General features: G+C 59.8%; 11 protein-coding genes and 3 pseudogenes. 5 read left to right on the plus strand and 9 right to left on the minus strand.

Annotated elements, in window-relative coordinates:
- Nucleotides 1-76: 76 nt before the first annotated feature.
- Entirely contained in the window at nt 77-775 is a 699-nt protein-coding gene (locus LAC81_RS38135) for a hypothetical protein (RefSeq protein ID WP_223730731.1), read from the minus strand.
- A gap of 293 nt (nt 776-1068) precedes the next feature.
- On the opposite strand from LAC81_RS38135, the gene LAC81_RS38140 reads away from it, so the two are divergent.
- The gene (locus tag LAC81_RS38140; protein WP_223731079.1) at nt 1069-1710 is read left to right on the plus strand and encodes a response regulator; all 642 of its coding nucleotides are present in this window, start codon (nt 1069-1071) and stop codon (nt 1708-1710) included.
- A 50-nt stretch (nt 1711-1760) separates the two neighbouring features.
- Here the strand turns inward: LAC81_RS38140 and LAC81_RS38145 are convergent, their stop codons facing one another.
- The 4 genes from LAC81_RS38145 to LAC81_RS38160 all read right to left on the minus strand — a co-directional run bounded on the left by LAC81_RS38145 (nt 1761) and on the right by LAC81_RS38160 (nt 11119).
- Nucleotides 1761-2219 (minus strand): hypothetical protein, encoded by a 459-nt coding sequence (locus LAC81_RS38145; RefSeq protein ID WP_223730732.1) that lies wholly within the window; start codon nt 2217-2219, stop codon nt 1761-1763.
- An 868-nt stretch (nt 2220-3087) separates the two neighbouring features.
- Complete coding sequence (locus LAC81_RS38150) at nt 3088-4440, minus strand: HlyD family type I secretion periplasmic adaptor subunit (protein WP_223730733.1); 1353 nt, start codon at nt 4438-4440, stop codon at nt 3088-3090.
- Nucleotides 4437-6170, minus strand: coding sequence for a type I secretion system permease/ATPase (locus tag LAC81_RS38155; RefSeq protein ID WP_223730734.1), 1734 nt, complete (start codon nt 6168-6170; stop codon nt 4437-4439). Before LAC81_RS38155 ends, LAC81_RS38150 begins: the two co-directional genes overlap by 4 nt.
- Nucleotides 6171-6178: 8 nt before the next feature.
- A complete protein-coding gene (locus tag LAC81_RS38160; RefSeq protein WP_223730735.1) occupies nt 6179-11119 on the minus strand; it encodes a beta strand repeat-containing protein in 4941 nt (1646 codons plus the stop codon).
- Nucleotides 11120-12060: 941 nt separating this feature from the next.
- Here LAC81_RS38160 and LAC81_RS38165 point away from each other — a divergent pair.
- Nucleotides 12061-12246, plus strand: coding sequence for a hypothetical protein (locus tag LAC81_RS38165; protein WP_223730736.1), 186 nt, complete (start codon nt 12061-12063; stop codon nt 12244-12246).
- A 693-nt stretch (nt 12247-12939) separates the two neighbouring features.
- The gene (locus LAC81_RS38170) at nt 12940-13470 is read left to right on the plus strand and encodes a hypothetical protein (RefSeq protein WP_223730737.1); all 531 of its coding nucleotides are present in this window, start codon (nt 12940-12942) and stop codon (nt 13468-13470) included.
- A gap of 150 nt (nt 13471-13620) precedes the next feature.
- Here LAC81_RS38170 and LAC81_RS38175 read toward each other — a convergent pair whose 3' ends face one another.
- Nucleotides 13621-14790: a zinc-dependent alcohol dehydrogenase gene (locus LAC81_RS38175; protein ID WP_223730738.1), complete on the minus strand. Its 1170-nt coding sequence runs from the start codon at nt 14788-14790 to the stop codon at nt 13621-13623.
- A gap of 222 nt (nt 14791-15012) precedes the next feature.
- Between LAC81_RS38175 and LAC81_RS38180 the strand changes: the two are divergent.
- Nucleotides 15013-15441: pseudogene (locus tag LAC81_RS38180) on the plus strand (molybdopterin dinucleotide binding domain-containing protein); the annotation flags it as partial.
- Between the two features lie 100 nt (nt 15442-15541).
- Here the strand turns inward: LAC81_RS38180 and LAC81_RS38185 are convergent.
- The 3 genes and pseudogenes from LAC81_RS38185 to LAC81_RS38195 all read right to left on the minus strand — a co-directional run.
- A pseudogene (locus LAC81_RS38185) lies at nt 15542-15730 on the minus strand (hypothetical protein); the annotation flags it as partial.
- Nucleotides 15725-15922: pseudogene (locus LAC81_RS38190) on the minus strand (hypothetical protein); the annotation flags it as partial. The pseudogenes LAC81_RS38190 and LAC81_RS38185, both read right to left, overlap by 6 nt.
- A gap of 303 nt (nt 15923-16225) precedes the next feature.
- Nucleotides 16226-16480, minus strand: a complete 255-nt coding sequence (locus LAC81_RS38195; protein WP_223730739.1) for a hypothetical protein — start codon at nt 16478-16480, stop codon at nt 16226-16228.
- Nucleotides 16481-16581: 101 nt separating this feature from the next.
- Here LAC81_RS38195 and LAC81_RS38200 point away from each other — a divergent pair, with 101 nt between their 5' ends.
- Nucleotides 16582-17430, plus strand: coding sequence for a DUF1206 domain-containing protein (locus LAC81_RS38200; protein ID WP_223730740.1), 849 nt, complete (start codon nt 16582-16584; stop codon nt 17428-17430).
- Nucleotides 17431-17852 lie beyond the last annotated feature (422 nt).

Consider the following 17852-nt stretch of genomic DNA (forward strand, 5'->3'; position numbering starts at 1 on the left):
TCAGCCACTGCGATGCGCTTGTGCGCTCCGGTGTGCTGGCCGGCCCGACAACATTCGACGGAACCGGCCCGATTGATTATTCAGCTACTTCCGCGTCCGGATCCGTTTCGTCCACCGGCGGCAGCGTTTCGCGGATTTCGTCGATCTTGCCGACCGCAGGGCCAACACCGAGTATCTCCTTGGCGTCATCGACCATATCGTCGCTCACAACACCGTCCTTGGTGAAGCCGGCGAGCGCCTCGCGCAACGCTTCGTCGCTCAATGCCGGATCGGTGGGAATGGCGTCCACGCCGTTTTCAGCTTCAAACTCGGCATAGGCGATCGCGTAGGCCGAAATCCCGGCCATCTTCGGGTCGCTCGAATTGAGATAGGCGTGGTAGTTCCGGTTGAGTGAACGCAAGCCCGGTGCAGCACGCAGCGGTTCGGGTTCCACGACCGGATCCACCACCGGAGCTGATGTGACGACCTTCTCCGCCTTCGCCGGCTTGGAGGTCTTTTCCTTGCCGTTCGACGTATGGGATTTCTGATGCGACTTCTCGCCGGACTTGTTGTCCTTGGTCTCCTTGCCGCCGCGGGAATTGCCGTGGCTGGAACTGCCGCCGCGATCGCTGCCGTGACCACCACCATGGTCACTACCGTGGCCGCCACCGTTGCCGCCACCATTGCCACCCTTGGCATAAGCGGAACTGTTCAGCCCCAAGCTACCAACAGCCGCGGGCGCGATTGCCAGCGTCAGTGCCATGATGCTTTGCGCGATTAGTTTTGTCGCAGCCATGAGAATCTCCTTGTTCATTCCAATTGCTTGTTCACTGTTCTCTCCTGGCGGGAGTGAACGATCACTGATGCAAGGACGATATCTGCGCCCCGGACGAGGCGCCATCGGCCCCAGACCATTGCCTCCCCGCTTGGGACTTAGGTCCCAGGACGGTGCATCGAAGGTCCAATCAAATTTTCGCCGAGTTTCGACCTTGGTGAGGGCGGCATGGCCTTGCTACAATTGTACGCACCGCACGAACCTTCGGCCCGATCCGAGGGAAATGGCGTGCGTGGCGTTAAGGAGATATGGCAATCATGGTGTCCATTCGCGTTGCTGTCGTCGACGATCATCCGTTGTTTCGGGAAGGCGTGACCCGCAGCCTGTCGGAGATCGAGGGCTTTGAAATTGTCGCCGAGGGCAGCTCCAAGGACGATGCCACCCAGATCGCGAAGAACGTCGCACCGGACGTCATGCTCATGGATATCTCCATGCCCGGTGGCGGCCTGGAGGCCATTCCGGCAGTGTTGGAAATCGCCCCATCGCAAAAGATCATCATGCTCACCGTTTCCGAAGACGGTGACGACGTCACAACCGCACTGGATCGCGGTGCTACCGGCTACGTGCTGAAGGGCGTCGGCGCGAGAACGCTTGCCGACGTTATTCGCACCGTGGCTTCGGGAGAGCGCTATGTGGCCCCGACCTTGTCGGCCAAGCTTTTGTCCAGCCGGACACCGGCGCCAAGCGGAAAATCCGGCATGGTCGCCAGCCTAACGCCACGCGAAAGGGAGGTTCTGGAACTTGTGGCAGCCGGCATGAGCAACAAGCATGTCGCCATCGAACTGGACCTGCAGGAAAAGACCGTAAAGCATCACATGACGCAGATCATGACGAAGCTGGACGTCGGCAACCGCACAGAAGCGGCCATGGTGCTGCGCGATGCGCGTGAAGTCTGATCCACGCTGACCAGAGAATGGCGCAACCGACTTCGCGTGCCACCGCTCACCTAATGCAAGAATGAATCTATGCGTTTTCTATCGGTTGCGGTCGCACGGCGGTTTATGATCGTGCGTCCGCGGGCGTCCTTCATGATGTAGCGGCCGCCTGCAATCTCTTCCGTGATTCCGCCATCGTGGCGAACACCGACATCCGCTCCATTTGCGTTCCCGCGATTGGAGCTGTTGGAACGCTCGCTGTTGGAGTTGGAATTCCCACCGCCGTTCCCGCCACCATTTCCTCCGCCGTTCCCGCCGCCATTGCCGCCGCCGTTGCCATTGCCGCCACCACCGCCGCCGCCGTTTCCGTTCCCACCGCCACCACCGTTTCCATTGCCATTGTTGGCGAAGGCAGCCGTCTTGACGAGCTTGAGCCCGGCACCCGACGTTTCGAGATTGTAAGGCAAAGTAACAGCGAGGGCGCAGACCGCCGGCCAGAATGCTGTCAGAACCATCCGACGCGTGATCATGTTTTCTCCAGGGCGTTTCGTGCGCAAAGCGCACTCAGCGCGGCGGGCAACGGACCGACTTTGCTCATGACCGCGATGCCCCGTCAACTCGCTCTAGCAAAGATCCTGCATGCCACGGACCTTTCCCCTGGGTCGGCAAGACCTTCGTCCCACCCAGGCCAGACTATGGTCGGATCGTTGCGGGGCCGTCTCAAGTGGGGCCTCACGTTCGGCAGCGCAACCAGCAAAATCGGGCGCCGTGACAACTTCGGTGCGTCGGCTGCCCCTGGGCCGTTGTCATCGTGGCTCCGGCGCACGGCACGAATTGTTGCGCAAAAAAAAAGCCTCCACCAGCAATGTAGAGGCTCAGTCGGTGCATGCGAGCCAACTCTCACAGCGGGACTTTTTGAGGATGGAAATCGCAATCAGAGTACGGTGACAGCCAGTGCGCCGAAATACAACACCCTAAACAGGCTAGTGCTCTTCAGCCGAAGGGAATAGGGACGTTCGCAAGGCGTGCGGCCCACTGCCGGTCCGGTTGGGAGCTGCGTAATGGGACTTAGGTCCTATTGAGGGCAGCAAAGGTCTTACCCTGCTTGTCGCGCAGCACCGCCGGACAATAATTTAATGCAACCTTGGTGACATCCACCGCCAGGGTTTGAAAAAAGTGGTTCCGGAGCCGCTTGCGACGCCTTTCCAGGCGGCTCTGGGCTGCGCGGCTGCGACCAACATCCTCCTATCTCGGCCTTTCCCGTTGGTTCCGACATGCACGAAAAGCAAAACTACATGCCTCGTGCGCGAGATCTGCGCCGAGCGGTCCAAGCCGGATTGCGGTACAGTGATTGGGGAGGGGATGGGTTCCGGGTTGCGATGGTCGTTTATACCGTCCTCAATTTTCCCGCATGGACCTGCGAAAAGTTCGCGCGAGTGGTTCACCGATATAGGCAAGCATCGTTCGACTGCCGGTGCGGATCATCACTTCACTGGTCATGCCGGGGAGCAGTTTGCGACCCGCAAGCTTGTCGAGCTCAAGTTCGTCGATCACGATCTTTGCCGTGAAGTAGCTCGCACCCGTTCTTTCGTCGGTCAGGCGATCGGCTGATAGGACTTCGACCCGTCCCTCAAGTGGCGCCACGTCGTAGCGTGCAAACGCCGATATCCTGACATGCGCCGTCTGGCCGATTGCTATGGTGTCGACGTCTTCCGGACGGACCATAGCCTCGACCACCAGTTTCTGGCCGACGGGCACAATCGACATTATCGCTTCGCCGGGGCGCACGACCCCGCCGGCTGTGTGCACCTGCAATCCCATGACCACACCGTCGACGGGCGCTCGGATATCAGCGCGAGCAAGCACGTCCTCGGCCGCGCGCAATTGTTGCTGCAGATCGAAAAGTTCGGCTTCGACCTTGCTGAGCTCGGCCACCGCCTCGTTCAGTCGGGTCGTCGACAGGTTCATGATCTGCTGTTCAATCTCCGCCATCGCTTCCCGGATACGCGCGATTGCCGCGATGTTCGTCGCGCGCTCTCCCTTCAGTTCCCCCTGGCGCCGGCGCAACTGGAGGTGCCGCTCGCGGGTAGCAAGACCTTTCTTCGACAACTTTTCGAGATCAGCCGCCTCCGTTTCGATGGAGACCATCACCTGGTCCTGTGCCGCGACCATGTCTTCGAGACCCTTGATCTCATTTTCGCTTTGCAGGATGCGCTGATGCAGGATGCCGGTTTCATTGCTCAGCGCCAGGCGTCGCGCCCGAAAGACCTCGTTCTGTACGGCGACCGCCTCTCGGGCGGCCGAGGAGGAGGGCGTCAGCAGCTCCTGTTCAAACGCAACCTCGTCTTTTCCGTCGCGTTCGGCCCGTAGCCGAGCGGCTGACGCTTTGCGCGAGATGACACGGTTCTTAAGGAGTTCCAGATGCGCGGCGGCCTGTGTGTCATCCAGCTTGACCAGGACCTGGCCGCTTTTCACATGTTCTCCATCGGCGACCTTCAGCTGCGAAACGATGCCGCCTTCGAGATGCTGGATTACCTTGCGCTCGCCCTCAACCTTGACAACGCCTTGTGTGACTGCCGCACTGTCGAGGGGCGCAAGAGCCGCCCAGCCACCGAAGATGCCAAAGAATGCGAGGATCACCGCACCCCCGGTCGCGATTGCGGGCTTTAGCCGCGGCTGGAGCCGCACGTCGTCTGAGAGCGTGGTTGCCGTGGTGTTGCAGCGACCAAGGGCTAGTAGCTTTGCAATCATGCGCTGACGATCCCTAATCGCGGTGCAGGTGTCGCGGCGCGCGCACGCTCTTCCATTGCACGGAACACATCATTGCGCGGACCGAAGAGATCGACCTGGCCGCGCTGAAGCACGAGAACCTTGTCAACGCTCTCCATCATGTTTGAGCGATGGGTGATGAGAACGAGTGTTCTTCCGGCAGCCTTCAACCTTTGGAGCGCATTGCTCAGTGCTTGCTCGCCATCGCGATCGAGGTTGGAATTGGGCTCGTCGAGAAGCAGGAATGCAGGGTCGCGATAAAGCGCGCGCGCAAGCGCGATGCGTTGGCGCTGGCCGCCCGAAAGCGCCGCGCCCGCCTCCCCGATCTCTGTGTGGTAGCCTTTCGGGAGCCCTTTGATGAGCTCGTGGACCCCGGCCTCGCATGCAGCGCGCACGACATCGCGGAAGGATTGTTCGTTGAGTTCCTGAAACCGCGCGATGTTCTCGGCGACGGTTCCGGAGAAAAGTTCGATATCCTGCGGCAGGTAGCCGACATGCTGGCCACGATCGGCCGCTGCCCATTGCGCAACATCCATGCCGCCAAGGAGCACCCGGCCGTGGCCGGCCGTAGCAGATCCCATGATGAGCCTCGCCAGGCTCGTCTTGCCCGCCGCAGACGGCCCAATGACGGCAAGCACTTCACCAGGCTCGAGCTGGAAGCTCACGCCCTTCAGGATCGGTTCTCCGCCGCCTTCGCGCGCAACGATGACGTTTTCGACCACAAGCCTCCCCTCGGGCCGCGGCAAAGGCAGAATGGGAGCCTCGTCGCGCCGAGCATCGGCTACCGCTGACAGGCGTTGATAAGCAGATCTTGCGCTCACGATCGCCTTCCATGTGCCTATCGCCTGCTCGACGGGCGCAAGCGCCCGACCCATCAGGATAGAAGCCGCCACCATTGCGCCAGGAGACGCTTCAGCGTGCACGACGAGATAGGCCCCAAGCCCGAGAATGCCGATCTGAAGGCCGAGACGCAGGAAGCGTGCCGCCGCGGCAAGGCCGGCCGAACGGAGGCTTGCGGTCGCCTGCCCCTCAGCCGCGGCCTTTTGCAACGGCTTCCAGCTGGACATCATTGCCTGCAGCATTCCCATCGCCTGTATGGCCTCGGCGTTTCGGATTGCAGCTTCCGCTTGCGCATAGGCTTTGCTTTGAGCGCTGCTCGCCTGGGCAATCGGCTGTCGCGTGACAAGCTCGGTGAGCACGGCGAGAGCGAAAAGCGCGATGCCACCTCCCAAAGCCAACCAGCCAAGCCAGGGGTGCAGAAGGAAGATCGCCGCAAAGAAGATCGGTGCCCAGGGCGCGTCGAGGATCGGGAAGATTGCCGAGCCTGTGACGAAGTTCCCGAATTGCTCGAGATCGCGGAGCGTGCGAGCGCCGCCATTGCCCCGCTTTCCTGCCGCCTGTTCGATCGATGCGGCAAGGAGCACCGGTGACAGGCGACCGTTCAGCCAGATCCCGGTTGCGATAAGCAGTTGCGATCGCACGGTCTCCAGTATGGCGAGTGCCAGAAGCGCCACGACGGCGATGACGGTGAGTGCTGTCAGGGTTTCCAGACTGTGGCTCGAAAGTACCCGGTTATAGACCTGCAGCATGTAGAGAGCGGCCGTCAGCATCAGGATGTTGATTGCCGCACTGAAAGCCACGAGCGGCCAGGCGGCACGCCGAAGTTCGGCAATAACCGCCTGGAGGGAAGACTGGTTTGGTGCCCCGCTCATCTTAGCTCCTACGAGAACTGGAAATCGCCGGCATTCAAGTTGCCGAGATTGCCGAGCAGCGTGACGTTGTCGAGTTCGGTCACGAGGATTGCGCCACCCGCAGCACTGGGGTTCGGGTCGTAGTAGACCGCTGCGTGACCCAGATCCGAATTATGGAAGACGAAGAAGGCGCCCGAGGTGATGTTGCCGTAGCTGTTGATCGTGCTTTGGACCGAGGCGTTGGTAACGCTCGCGTCCGTTTTCACGGCGATCTCAGTGCCAGCAACATTTATTGCTGCATTGTTGCCCGACTTGAAGTTGTTCACGGTCAGGTCGTTGTTCCCGACGGAAAACTCGCCCGCTCCGGTTCCCACGTCAAAACGCAGCTTGTCGACGGTCGTTGAACTCGTACCGGCTTCGAAATCAGTGACATGGTTCGCGGTAGCGCCGAAGTTTCCGAAGTCGAAGGTGTCGCCGCCAGCGCCACCGATGAGAATGTTACTGCCGGAGCCCCCGTTCAGCACATCATCGCCTGCTCCACCGGACAGCCAATCGTTACCGCCGCCACCGCTTAAGCTGTCATCGCCGGCGCCGCCGACAAGTGCGTCGTGCCCGGATCCAGCGACGATGGTAATCGTGTCTTCCTGGTTTAGCCCGAAGGCGATGATCGTTCCGCTGTTGTTGGTGAAGGTCTGCCCGTTGCCACCGGCGTTTCCGATCCAGACCCTGACCGTTGTGGAAACCGACTGATTGCCATGCGAATCTGTTGCGACGACGTTGAACGTCAGATCCTGGTTATTGAGATCGCTCGTCAGTGTGAGCGCGCCTGCAGTCGGGTTCAGGGCCAAGCCCGTGGTCGTGCCGCCGCTGAAACTGTAGGTCAACGGATCGCCGTTAGGATCGACCGCAGCGAACGCGCCAAGAACCGTTCCGGAGGCAAGTTTATTGCCGTCATCTCCGGACACTGAACCCGGATTGAATGCAAACGTAGGGGCATCGGGGGCCTGATTGGCGGGCGCATTGACCGTGAGAGCCACTGTGTCGGTATCGCCCAGAGAGCCATCGGACGTTGTGACCGTTAAAGTGTCGGTGCCGCCATAGTTTGTATCGCTGACATAGCTCAACGCAGCCAGGGCAGCGTTGACCTGCGTAAGCGTCCCACTGATGGTCACCGTGGCGGTTGCATTGTTGCTTACTGTCACGCCGCCGCCGGTGCCAACCGCCAGCTTGCCGTGGGCGACAGACACGGTCGTCGACACGTTGGCGCTATCGACATCTGCGACGGCGACGCCGGCGATCGCAGTCGTCGTGTTTGAATTGATGGTTTGTGCGCCGGGCACAGTGTTCGTGGGCGCATCATTGGTGCCGGTCACGGTCCAGGTGACTGTGGCCGGCGTCGAGGTGATGCCGTCCGACACCGCATAGTTCACCGTCACCGTCGTCGGCTGGCCATCGGCCAGGTGATTGTAGGCGGTGTGGGTCGGGTCGAGCGTGAAGGAATGGGTGGCAGCGTCATAGGTGACACCGGCCGGCAGCTGTGCCGGCACACCGGCGACCTGCAGCGTCGTGTTGTCATCGACGTCGCTGGCATTGGCGAGCGCGTTGAGCGTCACGGCCGATCCGCCCTCGGTGGCCCCGCCAGTGACCGCACCCGATACGGCCGGCGCATCATTGGTGCCGGTCACGGTCCAGGTGACTGTGGCCGGCGTCGAGGTGATGCCGTCCGACACCGCATAGTTCACCGTCACCGTCGTCGGCTGGCCATCGGCCAGGTGATTGTAGGCGGTGTGGGTCGGGTCGAGCGTGAAGGAATGGGTGGCAGCGTCATAGGTGACACCGGCCGGCAGCTGTGCCGGCACACCGGCGACCTGCAGCGTCGTGTTGTCATCGACGTCGCTGGCATTGGCGAGCGCGTTGAGCGTCACGGCCGATCCGCCCTCGGTGGCCCCGCCAGTGACCGCACCCGATACGGCCGGCGCATCATTGGTGCCGGTCACGGTCCAGGTGACTGTGGCCGGCGTCGAGGTGATGCCGTCCGACACCGCATAGTTCACCGTCACCGTCGTCGGCTGGCCATCGGCCAGGTGATTGTAGGCGGTGTGGGTCGGGTCGAGCGTGAAGGAATGGGTGGCAGCGTCATAGGTGACACCGGCCGGCAGCTGTGCCGGCACACCGGCGACCTGCAGCGTCGTGTTGTCATCGACGTCGCTGGCATTGGCGAGCGCGTTGAGCGTCACGGCCGATCCGCCCTCGGTGGCCCCGCCAGTGACCGCACCCGATACGGCCGGCGCATCATTGGTGCCGGTCACGGTCCAGGTGACTGTGGCCGGCGTCGAGGTGATGCCGTCCGACACCGCATAGTTCACCGTCACCGTCGTCGGCTGGCCATCGGCCAGGTGATTGTAGGCGGTATGGGTCGGGTCGAGCGTGAAGGAATGGGTGGCAGCGTCATAGGTGACACCGGCCGGCAGCTGTGCCGGCACACCGGCGACCTGCAGCGTCGTGTTGTCATCGACGTCGCTGGCATTGGCGAGCGCGTTGAGCGTCACGGCCGATCCGCCCTCGGTGGCCCCGCCAGTGACCGCACCCGATACGGCCGGCGCATCATTGGTGCCGGTCACGGTCCAGGTGACTGTGGCCGGCGTCGAGGTGATGCCGTCCGACACCGCATAGTTCACCGTCACCGTCGTCGGCTGGCCATCGGCCAGGTGATTGTAGGCGGTATGGGTCGGGTCGAGCGTGAAGGAATGGGTGGCAGCGTCATAGGTGACACCGGCCGGCAGCTGTGCCGGCACACCGGCGACCTGCAGCGTCGTGTTGTCATCGACGTCGCTGGCATTGGCGAGCGCGTTGAGCGTCACGGCCGATCCGCCCTCGGTGGCCCCGCCAGTGACCGCACCCGATACGGCCGGCGCATCATTGGTGCCGGTCACGGTCCAGGTGACTGTGGCCGGCGTCGAGGTGATGCCGTCCGACACCGCATAGTTCACCGTCACCGTCGTCGGCTGGCCATCGGCCAGGTGATTGTAGGCGGTGTGGGTCGGGTCGAGCGTGAAGGAATGGGTGGCAGCGTCATAGGTGACACCGGCCGGCAGCTGTGCCGGCACACCGGCGACCTGCAGCGTCGTGTTGTCATCGACGTCGCTGGCATTGGCGAGCGCGTTGAGCGTCACGGCCGATCCGCCCTCGGTGGCCCCGCCAGTGACCGCACCCGATACGGCCGGCGCATCATTGGTGCCGGTCACGGTCCAGGTGACTGTGGCCGGCGTCGAGGTGATGCCGTCCGACACCGCATAGTTCACCGTCACCGTCGTCGGCTGGCCATCGGCCAGGTGATTGTAGGCGGTGTGGGTCGGGTCGAGCGTGAAGGAATGGGTGGCAGCGTCATAGGTGACACCGGCCGGCAGCTGTGCCGGCACACCGGCGACCTGCAGCGTCGTGTTGTCATCGACGTCGCTGGCATTGGCGAGCGCGTTGAGCGTCACGGCCGATCCGCCCTCGGTGGCCCCGCCAGTGACCGCACCCGATACGGCCGGCGCATCATTGGTGCCGGTCACGGTCCAGGTGACTGTGGCCGGCGTCGAGGTGATGCCGTCCGACACCGCATAGTTCACCGTCACCGTCGTCGGCTGGCCATCGGCCAGGTGATTGTAGGCGGTGTGGGTCGGGTCGAGCGTGAAGGAATGGGTGGCAGCGTCATAGGTGACACCGGCCGGCAGCTGTGCCGGCACACCGGCGACCTGCAGCGTCGTGTTGTCATCGACGTCGCTGGCATTGGCGAGCGCGTTGAGCGTCACGGCCGATCCGCCCTCGGTGGCCCCGCCAGTGACCGCACCCGATACGGCCGGCGCATCATTGGTGCCGGTCACGGTCCAGGTGACTGTGGCCGGCGTCGAGGTGATGCCGTCCGACACCGCATAGTTCACCGTCACCGTCGTCGGCTGGCCATCGGCCAGGTGATTGTAGGCGGTATGGGTCGGGTCGAGCGTGAAGGAATGGGTGGCAGCGTCATAGGTGACACCGGCCGGCAGTTGCGCTGGCAGGTTGGTGACCTGCAGCGTCGTGTTGTCATCGACGTCTGTGGAATTGGCGAGCGCGTTGATCGTGACCGCCGCTCCGCCCTCGGTGGCACCACCAGTGACCGCGCCCGAAACGACCGGCGCATCATTGGTGCCGTTGACTGTGACGACAATGTCCTTGCTCGCTGCTCCGTCGGCAGACCAGACTTTCAATGTCTCGGTCATAACCTGTCCGGCTTTGAGCCCTTGTGTTGCTTCGCGCCCGTTTTCGAGCGTGTAGCTCCATTCGCCTGTCGTCGGATTAAAGGAGAAATTGCCGTAGGTGCCCTTGAGGGCGGCATCAGAGACAGCCTTGAAATGCTTTTCTCCGACATCGACGTCATATACCGCGACCGTACCGGAGGCGGACGGGGTGCCTGTATTGTTGTTGTTCGTTCCGCCCGCCTCCGTCACGTCCCCCGTGAACTTTCCGCCTAGCTCCGCTGCGTCATTCTGGCCGCTAATGTCCACTGTCACCTTGGCATAGCTGAGCGTTCCGTTACCGAGCCGAATGGCGTAAACGAAAGAGTCCTGGACACGGTCCGCGGCCGTCAGCGAATCGAGGCTTCTGGCGCTACCGGCGGTGTGTGAACCATCATCCAGCCTGAACTCGACTTTTCCGTCGCAGATACGCATCCAGTTTCCGGCTGCGGTCTTCTCCCATGATGTCGTGACGTTGCTCTTCAAGAGCTCCGACATCGCATCCGTGCCGCCATCGTCGATCGACCAAAGTGTTTTTGCCTTCCCGCCGAGGTCGTTCGCCATCACGTCAAGGGTGATGGTGTTCGTATTGACATTGTAGAGACCAGATGACTTCAGCTGATCCTCGGTCCACGCAAAAGCATCGTCTTGTGCCTGCGGCGTATTGCTGAACGACGTCGTGCTGCCACCACCCGTGGTTTGCGTAGCCATGCCTTCACCCCTCTCGTCATGCGTACCTCTATCTGAGGCACTTTGGTGTTATGTGATGTCAGTCCGGCGGCTCGCATTTGCGCCGACGGTCATCTCATTCCACCTTGATTGAAAACCTTGATGCGTTCTGTACGGCCCGAAGCCTTGAGTTACTGGCTCGTGCGACGGCGTTTGGGCCTGCGACCGGTCGCGATTGGCCGAGCTGTCGATTGTTCGCAGAGGAAGTTGTGCTACTTTTTACGTCGAGGTAGAGCCAAGACAGTTGTCCAGTTAGACCCGGGTTCGCTGCCGTCTGCACTCCCATTGCGGGCGAGTAAAATTCGCGCACGACTACTCCTGTCGGGATAGCCAAGAAAATCGCCACCCTAAACTAACTTGATGAAATTTATGCTGGTTTCCGCCGCCGGCTTTTCCCCTATCGGCTTCGGAACCCCCCCGTATCCTTAATGAACTCATAACACATCTGTTCGATTAGCAAATAGAAGATTTCATTTCGCTAATTTAAAGATTGTGAACAAAGTTAATTTGATTTGCGGCATGGACTATTGACCTGAAACGAGCCTGGCCCCAGCACTCCCCTAATGAGGAGGCGCTCTGTAAGCATTGACGTAGCCTCGGGGTCGGGCGGGTCGGATCGTGCAGCGCGACGCAAAATGAGAACAGTTGCCCAACCACAAGGTTTTCTTTTAAGGTTGGGGCTCAGGATCCTTCGAATAAAAAGGTTCAAATAACCTGGATCAAGGCAAAAGGTTCCGCCATGGGACTTCAGTCTATGGCAGGTCTCGCAAAGGTCCTAGCCCCATTCTCGAAGGGCTTCATCGCCCTATTTTCAAATAACCATCCCATGGCCCGCCATGGGCGGGCAACGGCACAGATCAGCCTTGTCGTCCCGTCAGGTCGCGTCGATGCCTTTGCCCGCCCAATACTTGAGGAGGACAAACGTGCACGAAAAACACAGCTACGGACAACCTGAGCCGCGCTTTTCGACGGGCCTGCCGATAGGAGTGATGCTTATCACCATGACTGCAATTGCAGCCTACCTTTTCATCGGAAGTACATTGCTGGATGGTGGCGAGCGCGCCGTCGCGATCGTGCTACCTAAACCTGCGGTCGCAAACGCCAATTAGCAATCCTCCCAAATAAGGGCTACGGCTCTATCATTCCTGAAAATGAAGGGGCTGACGGTTTGTCTACGTGCGCTCAATGATAGAACGCCGCGCCAGGATGGCCAAAAGGCGAGCTACGGCCACAAAACGAGACCGGGAAATCGACAGCGGAACATGTTAAGCCCAGCCACAGGCCGTGCGGCAAAGCCGTCAGGAAGCGAGGCACTCCTCGCATATGCCGCAACCGTCCGCGTCCATTTTCGAAGCCGAACGCTTCTTCTGGCAACACTGGCATGTCATCATGTTTCGCGGTTGTTCTTTCTCGCGCTTGGGTGGAATGATTTCGATCTCGTGGTCGTTGATTGATTTTGTTGGCACGTAATTCATCTCGAGGCTCCATGTCGAGGATGGGACCAGAGATAGTATCGATGCAGATCGGTGCAAGATCCGGCGTGAAAGCCTGAAGCCGAAAGTCCTAACCTTAAGGAAATGCCGTCGAGAAAGGTCAAACCGTCAAGGGCAACCGTCTAGAATGTACCTTGCATGCGCGGTTCCCAATGTCGGAACCTAGTCGCCGGCGAAAACGGCGACCCGGACATTTTGGCGGCCTTGGATCGATTTTGGCATGAAGGCCGCGCGTTGATCCAAGCGTAAGGCTTGAAATGGCGCCGTGGCGCTGCATTTTCTCTTCAGATCGTCTGACGGACACTGGTGATGCCTTGGCCATTTGTTTTGACGGGTCTTGAGTACACGCAAGTGATGGAAAAGCCAGAGCAGCGATATTTCCACGTCGTGATATGCGCCTCGAACGCAATGGACAAACCCGTTCTGCTATTTGGCGACCTTGACGAGAGACAGCTCAAAAAACAGTTTCTCATTCCTTATCGAACAGGCGGCCGGCTCGCATTTGGGGCGAAATTTCTGAACGTGTCGGATCTTACAGCCGTCAAAATTTTAGAGACTGTCGAATGCAAGGAGAAAATCCTGAATGCACTGCAGGAAGACAGCTTGAGGGCGATTGACGAACACAATCAAAAATTCATGTGGACGCCAGTCGAGGCAGTTGCATTGGGCTGGGATGAGGAAGACATCATTTACGCCGATGCCGACGTAACACATCGCTACATTGATGGCCCTCCCGGGGCCCCTTCTCATCTGAGGCGCGTTCTTGGCAGTAGGGGCTTTAAGGTTGCGACAGGGACGCTTATCTTTCTAGCCGCCAGTGCATGGTTCGACCTGGGGTGAAAGGGTAACCAACCGTTGGCGCGGTTTGACGTGGCCCGTCAAATTGATCATCGCTCGTTGCGCTAGAAGATGCCGCAGCTTACTTTTTTTCTCGCTCCGTACGGCCGTTATTTGGCCCATGCCAAATGTTGGTCACCCGTTTCCTTCACCTCAGGGCTTTAGAACGACTTTGATGCATCCATCCTGCTTGTCGCGAAATGTCTTGTAGAGGGTAGGCCCCTCTTCGAGCGAGGCTCGATGAGTGATGATGAACGAGGGATCGATTTCACCCTTTTCGATGCGTTCCATCAACGTGGGGAGGTAGTGCTGGACGGGTGTTTGCGCCATTCGAAAGGTCAGGCCGCGATTGATGGCGGAACCCATCGGAATTTTGTCCAGAAAGCCGCCATAGACACCCACAATCGAGACGGTACCAAAGTTGCGGCAGCAATGGATCGCCTGACGAAGCACATGTGGCCGGTCCGTTCCCATGAACGTTGCTACCTTGATGCGATCAATACGGGAATCCCAACTGGCGGCCGGATCGGCCTCAGTGCCGACGGCATCGATGCAGGAATCTGCGCCGCGGCCGTTGGTCATTTCCATGATCCTGTCGTAAATGTCGTTGTCCATGAAGTCGACGATCACGGCACCAGATCGTTCGGCCATGGACAACCGTTCCGGGACGGTGTCGACGGCAATGACACGCCCCGCGCCGAGCATGAAGGCTGATCTGATTGCCATCTGGCCCACAGGGCCGCATCCCCAGACCGCGACGGTGTCGCTCGGCTTGATGTTGCAGAACTCGGCCGCCATATACCCGGTCGGAAACACATCCGATAGAAAGAGCACCTGCTCGTCCGTGAGGCTATCGGGCACCTTGATCGGTCCGACATCGGCATAAGGTATGCGCAGGTACTCCGCTTGGCCCCCGCTGTAGCCGCCCAGCAAATGAGTGTAGCCGAAAAGGCCGGCAGGCGAATTGCCCCAGAGCCTTTTGGCTTTCTCAGGATAAGGATTGCTTCGCTCACACCCCGAAAAGAACCCGCGCTGACAGAAAAAACACTCGCCGCAGGAAATCGTGAAGGGGACCACCACCCGGTCACCAATCTTAAGTTTCGTATGGCTTTTGCCGAGTTCCACGACCTCCCCCATGGTCTCGTGGCCCATGATGTCGCCCCTTTGCATGTCGGGCATTATCCCGTTGAATAGATGTAGATCCGAGCCGCAGATGGCGCACGCCGTCACTTTTATGATCGCGTCTCGGCCATCCTGGATTTCCGGGTCAGGAACGCTTTCGCACCGAATATCGTGTTTGCCGTGCCAGGTGAGCGCTTTCATCGCAGCCTCCAGAAATGGAAAACGACGCCTAACCACCAGGACGCGAAATCGATCCCATGCGAGCAAAGATCGGAACATGGGGAAGCCTCGGTGGTTTGTTGGTCCGCACGCCCAAATGGGCCACCTTACCCGCTCGAGGCAGCTATGACAGTGAACCAGAACAAGCCAAAGATTGAACCTTATGGCGGGCCTTGGGGTGGGGATCGGCCAAGTCGGTAGGCGACGAAAACCGGAAAGGCCAATTTTATTACCCCGGAGGCGCTATTTCCGGAGTTTTCGACGGCGGATGACGGCAAGCTTCTTCATCTTGCGACGTTGCGCTCTAACGACCAGTTCAACACAACAATCTACGGCTATAGCGATCGTTTTCGGGGCGTAGGGGGGACGCGGAAAGTCGTCTTCATGAATGAGGACGATATTGTCCGACTGGGGCTTGCCGCTGGAAATATTGTGACTGTCACGACTGCTATCGACACAAACCACACGCGCAGCGTCAGCGGGATGATCGTCGTGCCTTACGACATTCCGGCTGGCTGTTGCGCGGCCTATTACCCGGAAAGCAATCCGCTCTTCCCTCTGTCTCATCACGACCCGAAGTCCAAGGCTCCTTCATACAAACTCCTGCCTGTTCGGATTAAAGGGCGCGCCTGACTGACACGCTTGGAGCGCACATGGCGTTGAGCGCGGGATCCGCCGGGCCGGGGCGCCGTCCTCCGGCTAGAACGGTTGGAAGGCGCGTGCGTCGGACGACCTACTTTGATCGATCCGGTGCTGTTTCATCGAACCCGACATCCCAATCCTTCTTTGATGTCTTTTTACCCGGCGGCGAGCGCGACCCTGACATGTCCTCAGAGCCTGTCACTACGGTCGGCTTTGCGCTCGCCACGCCGCTGCTTTTACGGTCGGCCCTGGATTTGGCAAATTGACCCTTTGCGTCCTGTCTGGTTTTTAAGGCGTCCGAAGGACGATTGCGTTCCGGATCGCGATTGTTCTCGCCGACAGCGTCTCGATCGCGATCGGGCTCGTCCGTGGCTGGAAGATATCCGCGGGGCCTGCTTTCCTCAGGTCCTTCCCAGCGCGGCGACTGGTCGGTGGTGCCCGCTGGGCCGCTTCTAGGCTTGTTCATACCCATATTCACTCTCCTTTCATTGAGGGTAAACCTGCCTCGACCGCCGATGTTCCGTTCTATTGTATTGCAAGCGTCGGAGGATAGGTGCGTGCGTCCCCGCGGTTGAAAATGGCGAAGGCAGGTTCGGTGCCAGCCTCTCGGGCGGCGCTCGATCGGTGCGCGGTGGCAATGTTGTGAAGTGTGCGAGAACGAACTAGAACTCGCGGTTGCATTTGTGCTTGGTACCGGACCAGAAGGCGGTTAGTCATGCCCTATGACGGGAAAGGCGCCCGCCTTTACCGATGCCGACATGCCCGGGTGTGGCTTTCAGTAGCTTTGGCTTCCTGGGCGCTGGCGCTGATATTGGACGTCTGATCCGAGCGTCGGCGTGTTCGACTGTTCCCCAGCGATGGAGTTGGGGCACTTCGGAATGGCGAAACCAACTTGTCTGGCAAGTGCTGCGTCGCCGATGAATTGCTGCTCATTCAGCGCAACGACGAGATCCGATTTTACTGGGTCGACGACCGACGTTCGTCGAAATGATGCCGAGTATCGACCAAACGTCGACGCGAACAGCGCCACTGCCAAGCGCCACGGTTCAATGATCTCACCGCATGCTGCCCGGCATGGGTCATGGAACCGATATTTGGCCCAAAACGTTAGACGCATTGGAAGGAGCCACCATGCCATCGTCGAAGGTCCAATGGGTAGCGCGGGCGGGATATTGCGCTCGTGGCATCGTGTTTTTCCTCGTCGGGGGCCTCGCGTTTTTCTCCGGCCTTTCAACCAACAAGTCCGACACCAGAACTGCCCTTGATGTCTTGCTGGGGCAGCCTTTGGGAAGAATTTGGGTAAGCGCCATCGCGCTGGGACTGCTCGGTTTCATTGCCTGGCGGTTGGCCCAATCGCTTGGGAACGCTGACCGACATGAAAGCGATATGAAAGGTGTGGCCATACGGCTGGCTCTATTCGGCAGTGCGATTACCTATATGGGTTTAGCCTTCTACGCCATCGGTTTGGTAGTCGCACCGTCGGGGTCAGACAGTACAAGTGGCGAAAAAGGACTTGCGGCATGGACGATGGCGCAGCCGTTCGGAAAATACCTGGTTGGAGCGATTGGCCTGGGCTTCATAGCCGGTGGGATCGTCACGGCTGCAAAGGGAATACTTGGAAAGTACGAGCGCTATCTTAGCGCCCAGGCTCTGGACAGCCAACTGATCAAAGGTGCATCGGTTTACGGTCTTTTTGCCCGAGGGGCAGTCTTCATCGTGGTCGGGGCTTTCCTCGTTTATGCGGGGATCAAGGTAAATCCGCAGGAGGCCGGAAACATCGGCGACGCACTCGCATGGATCCGCAACCAACCGTTTGGACGCTTCCTCTACGCAGCAACGGCGCTAGGGCTTGCTTCGTTCGGGGCCTACAACGTCATTCTCGCAAGATATCGCATTGTGAGGCACCCCCGTCTGGATAAGCACGCCAAAGCCGCTTTACGGTCGTCGGCCAGGCTCTTGGACGACACGTCGCGCCGTTAGACCGACGCCCGGCAACGTTGCCCGAAGCCCGACTTGCGCTTTCGTGACACTCCGTCAGCAGGTGCCACTGGCCATTTCTGGTGGCGCGGTGAATGCGAGGCGGGGTAGCCGCGATTCGGGTGCCATATCGGTGAGTCGCGTGCGAAAAGGTCGCTTCGAATTCCAATTCTCATGCTTTGATACACGGACAGCCAACATTCGCACATAAATAATTCTGGGGCAGGCAGAGCGGGTTCTGGCCGCCTTAACGCATTGAAACAATGATAGAAAATGGCTGTTCGACCCGTCGATGTGGCGACCTCCCCGATGCCGTGATAAGCCTTTGTTAACGTTATATTCCTTGTCAGCTCGGATGAATCACTCATAATAACGCTTAGGTCGGGTTTCTGATCGAAAAACCGTTATTTGAGAGCTGCCTTGCA

It is taken from the genome of Ensifer adhaerens, from assembly GCF_020035535.1.
Lineage (GTDB): Bacteria > Pseudomonadota > Alphaproteobacteria > Rhizobiales > Rhizobiaceae > Ensifer.

Coding starts and splice junctions, on each gene's coding strand:
- LAC81_RS38145 (WP_223730732.1), bottom strand. CDS start 2,219: ATGATCACGCGTCGGATGGTTCTGACAGCATTCTGGCCGGCGGTCTGC.
- LAC81_RS38175 (WP_223730738.1), bottom strand. CDS start 14,790: ATGAAAGCGCTCACCTGGCACGGCAAACACGATATTCGGTGCGAAAGC.
- LAC81_RS38135 (WP_223730731.1), bottom strand. CDS start 775: ATGGCTGCGACAAAACTAATCGCGCAAAGCATCATGGCACTGACGCTG.
- LAC81_RS38150 (WP_223730733.1), bottom strand. CDS start 4,440: ATGATTGCAAAGCTACTAGCCCTTGGTCGCTGCAACACCACGGCAACC.
- LAC81_RS38155 (WP_223730734.1), bottom strand. CDS start 6,170: ATGAGCGGGGCACCAAACCAGTCTTCCCTCCAGGCGGTTATTGCCGAA.
- LAC81_RS38170 (WP_223730737.1), top strand. CDS start 12,940: ATGCCTTGGCCATTTGTTTTGACGGGTCTTGAGTACACGCAAGTGATG.
- LAC81_RS38160 (WP_223730735.1), bottom strand. CDS start 11,119: ATGGCTACGCAAACCACGGGTGGTGGCAGCACGACGTCGTTCAGCAAT.
- LAC81_RS38200 (WP_223730740.1), top strand. CDS start 16,582: ATGCCATCGTCGAAGGTCCAATGGGTAGCGCGGGCGGGATATTGCGCT.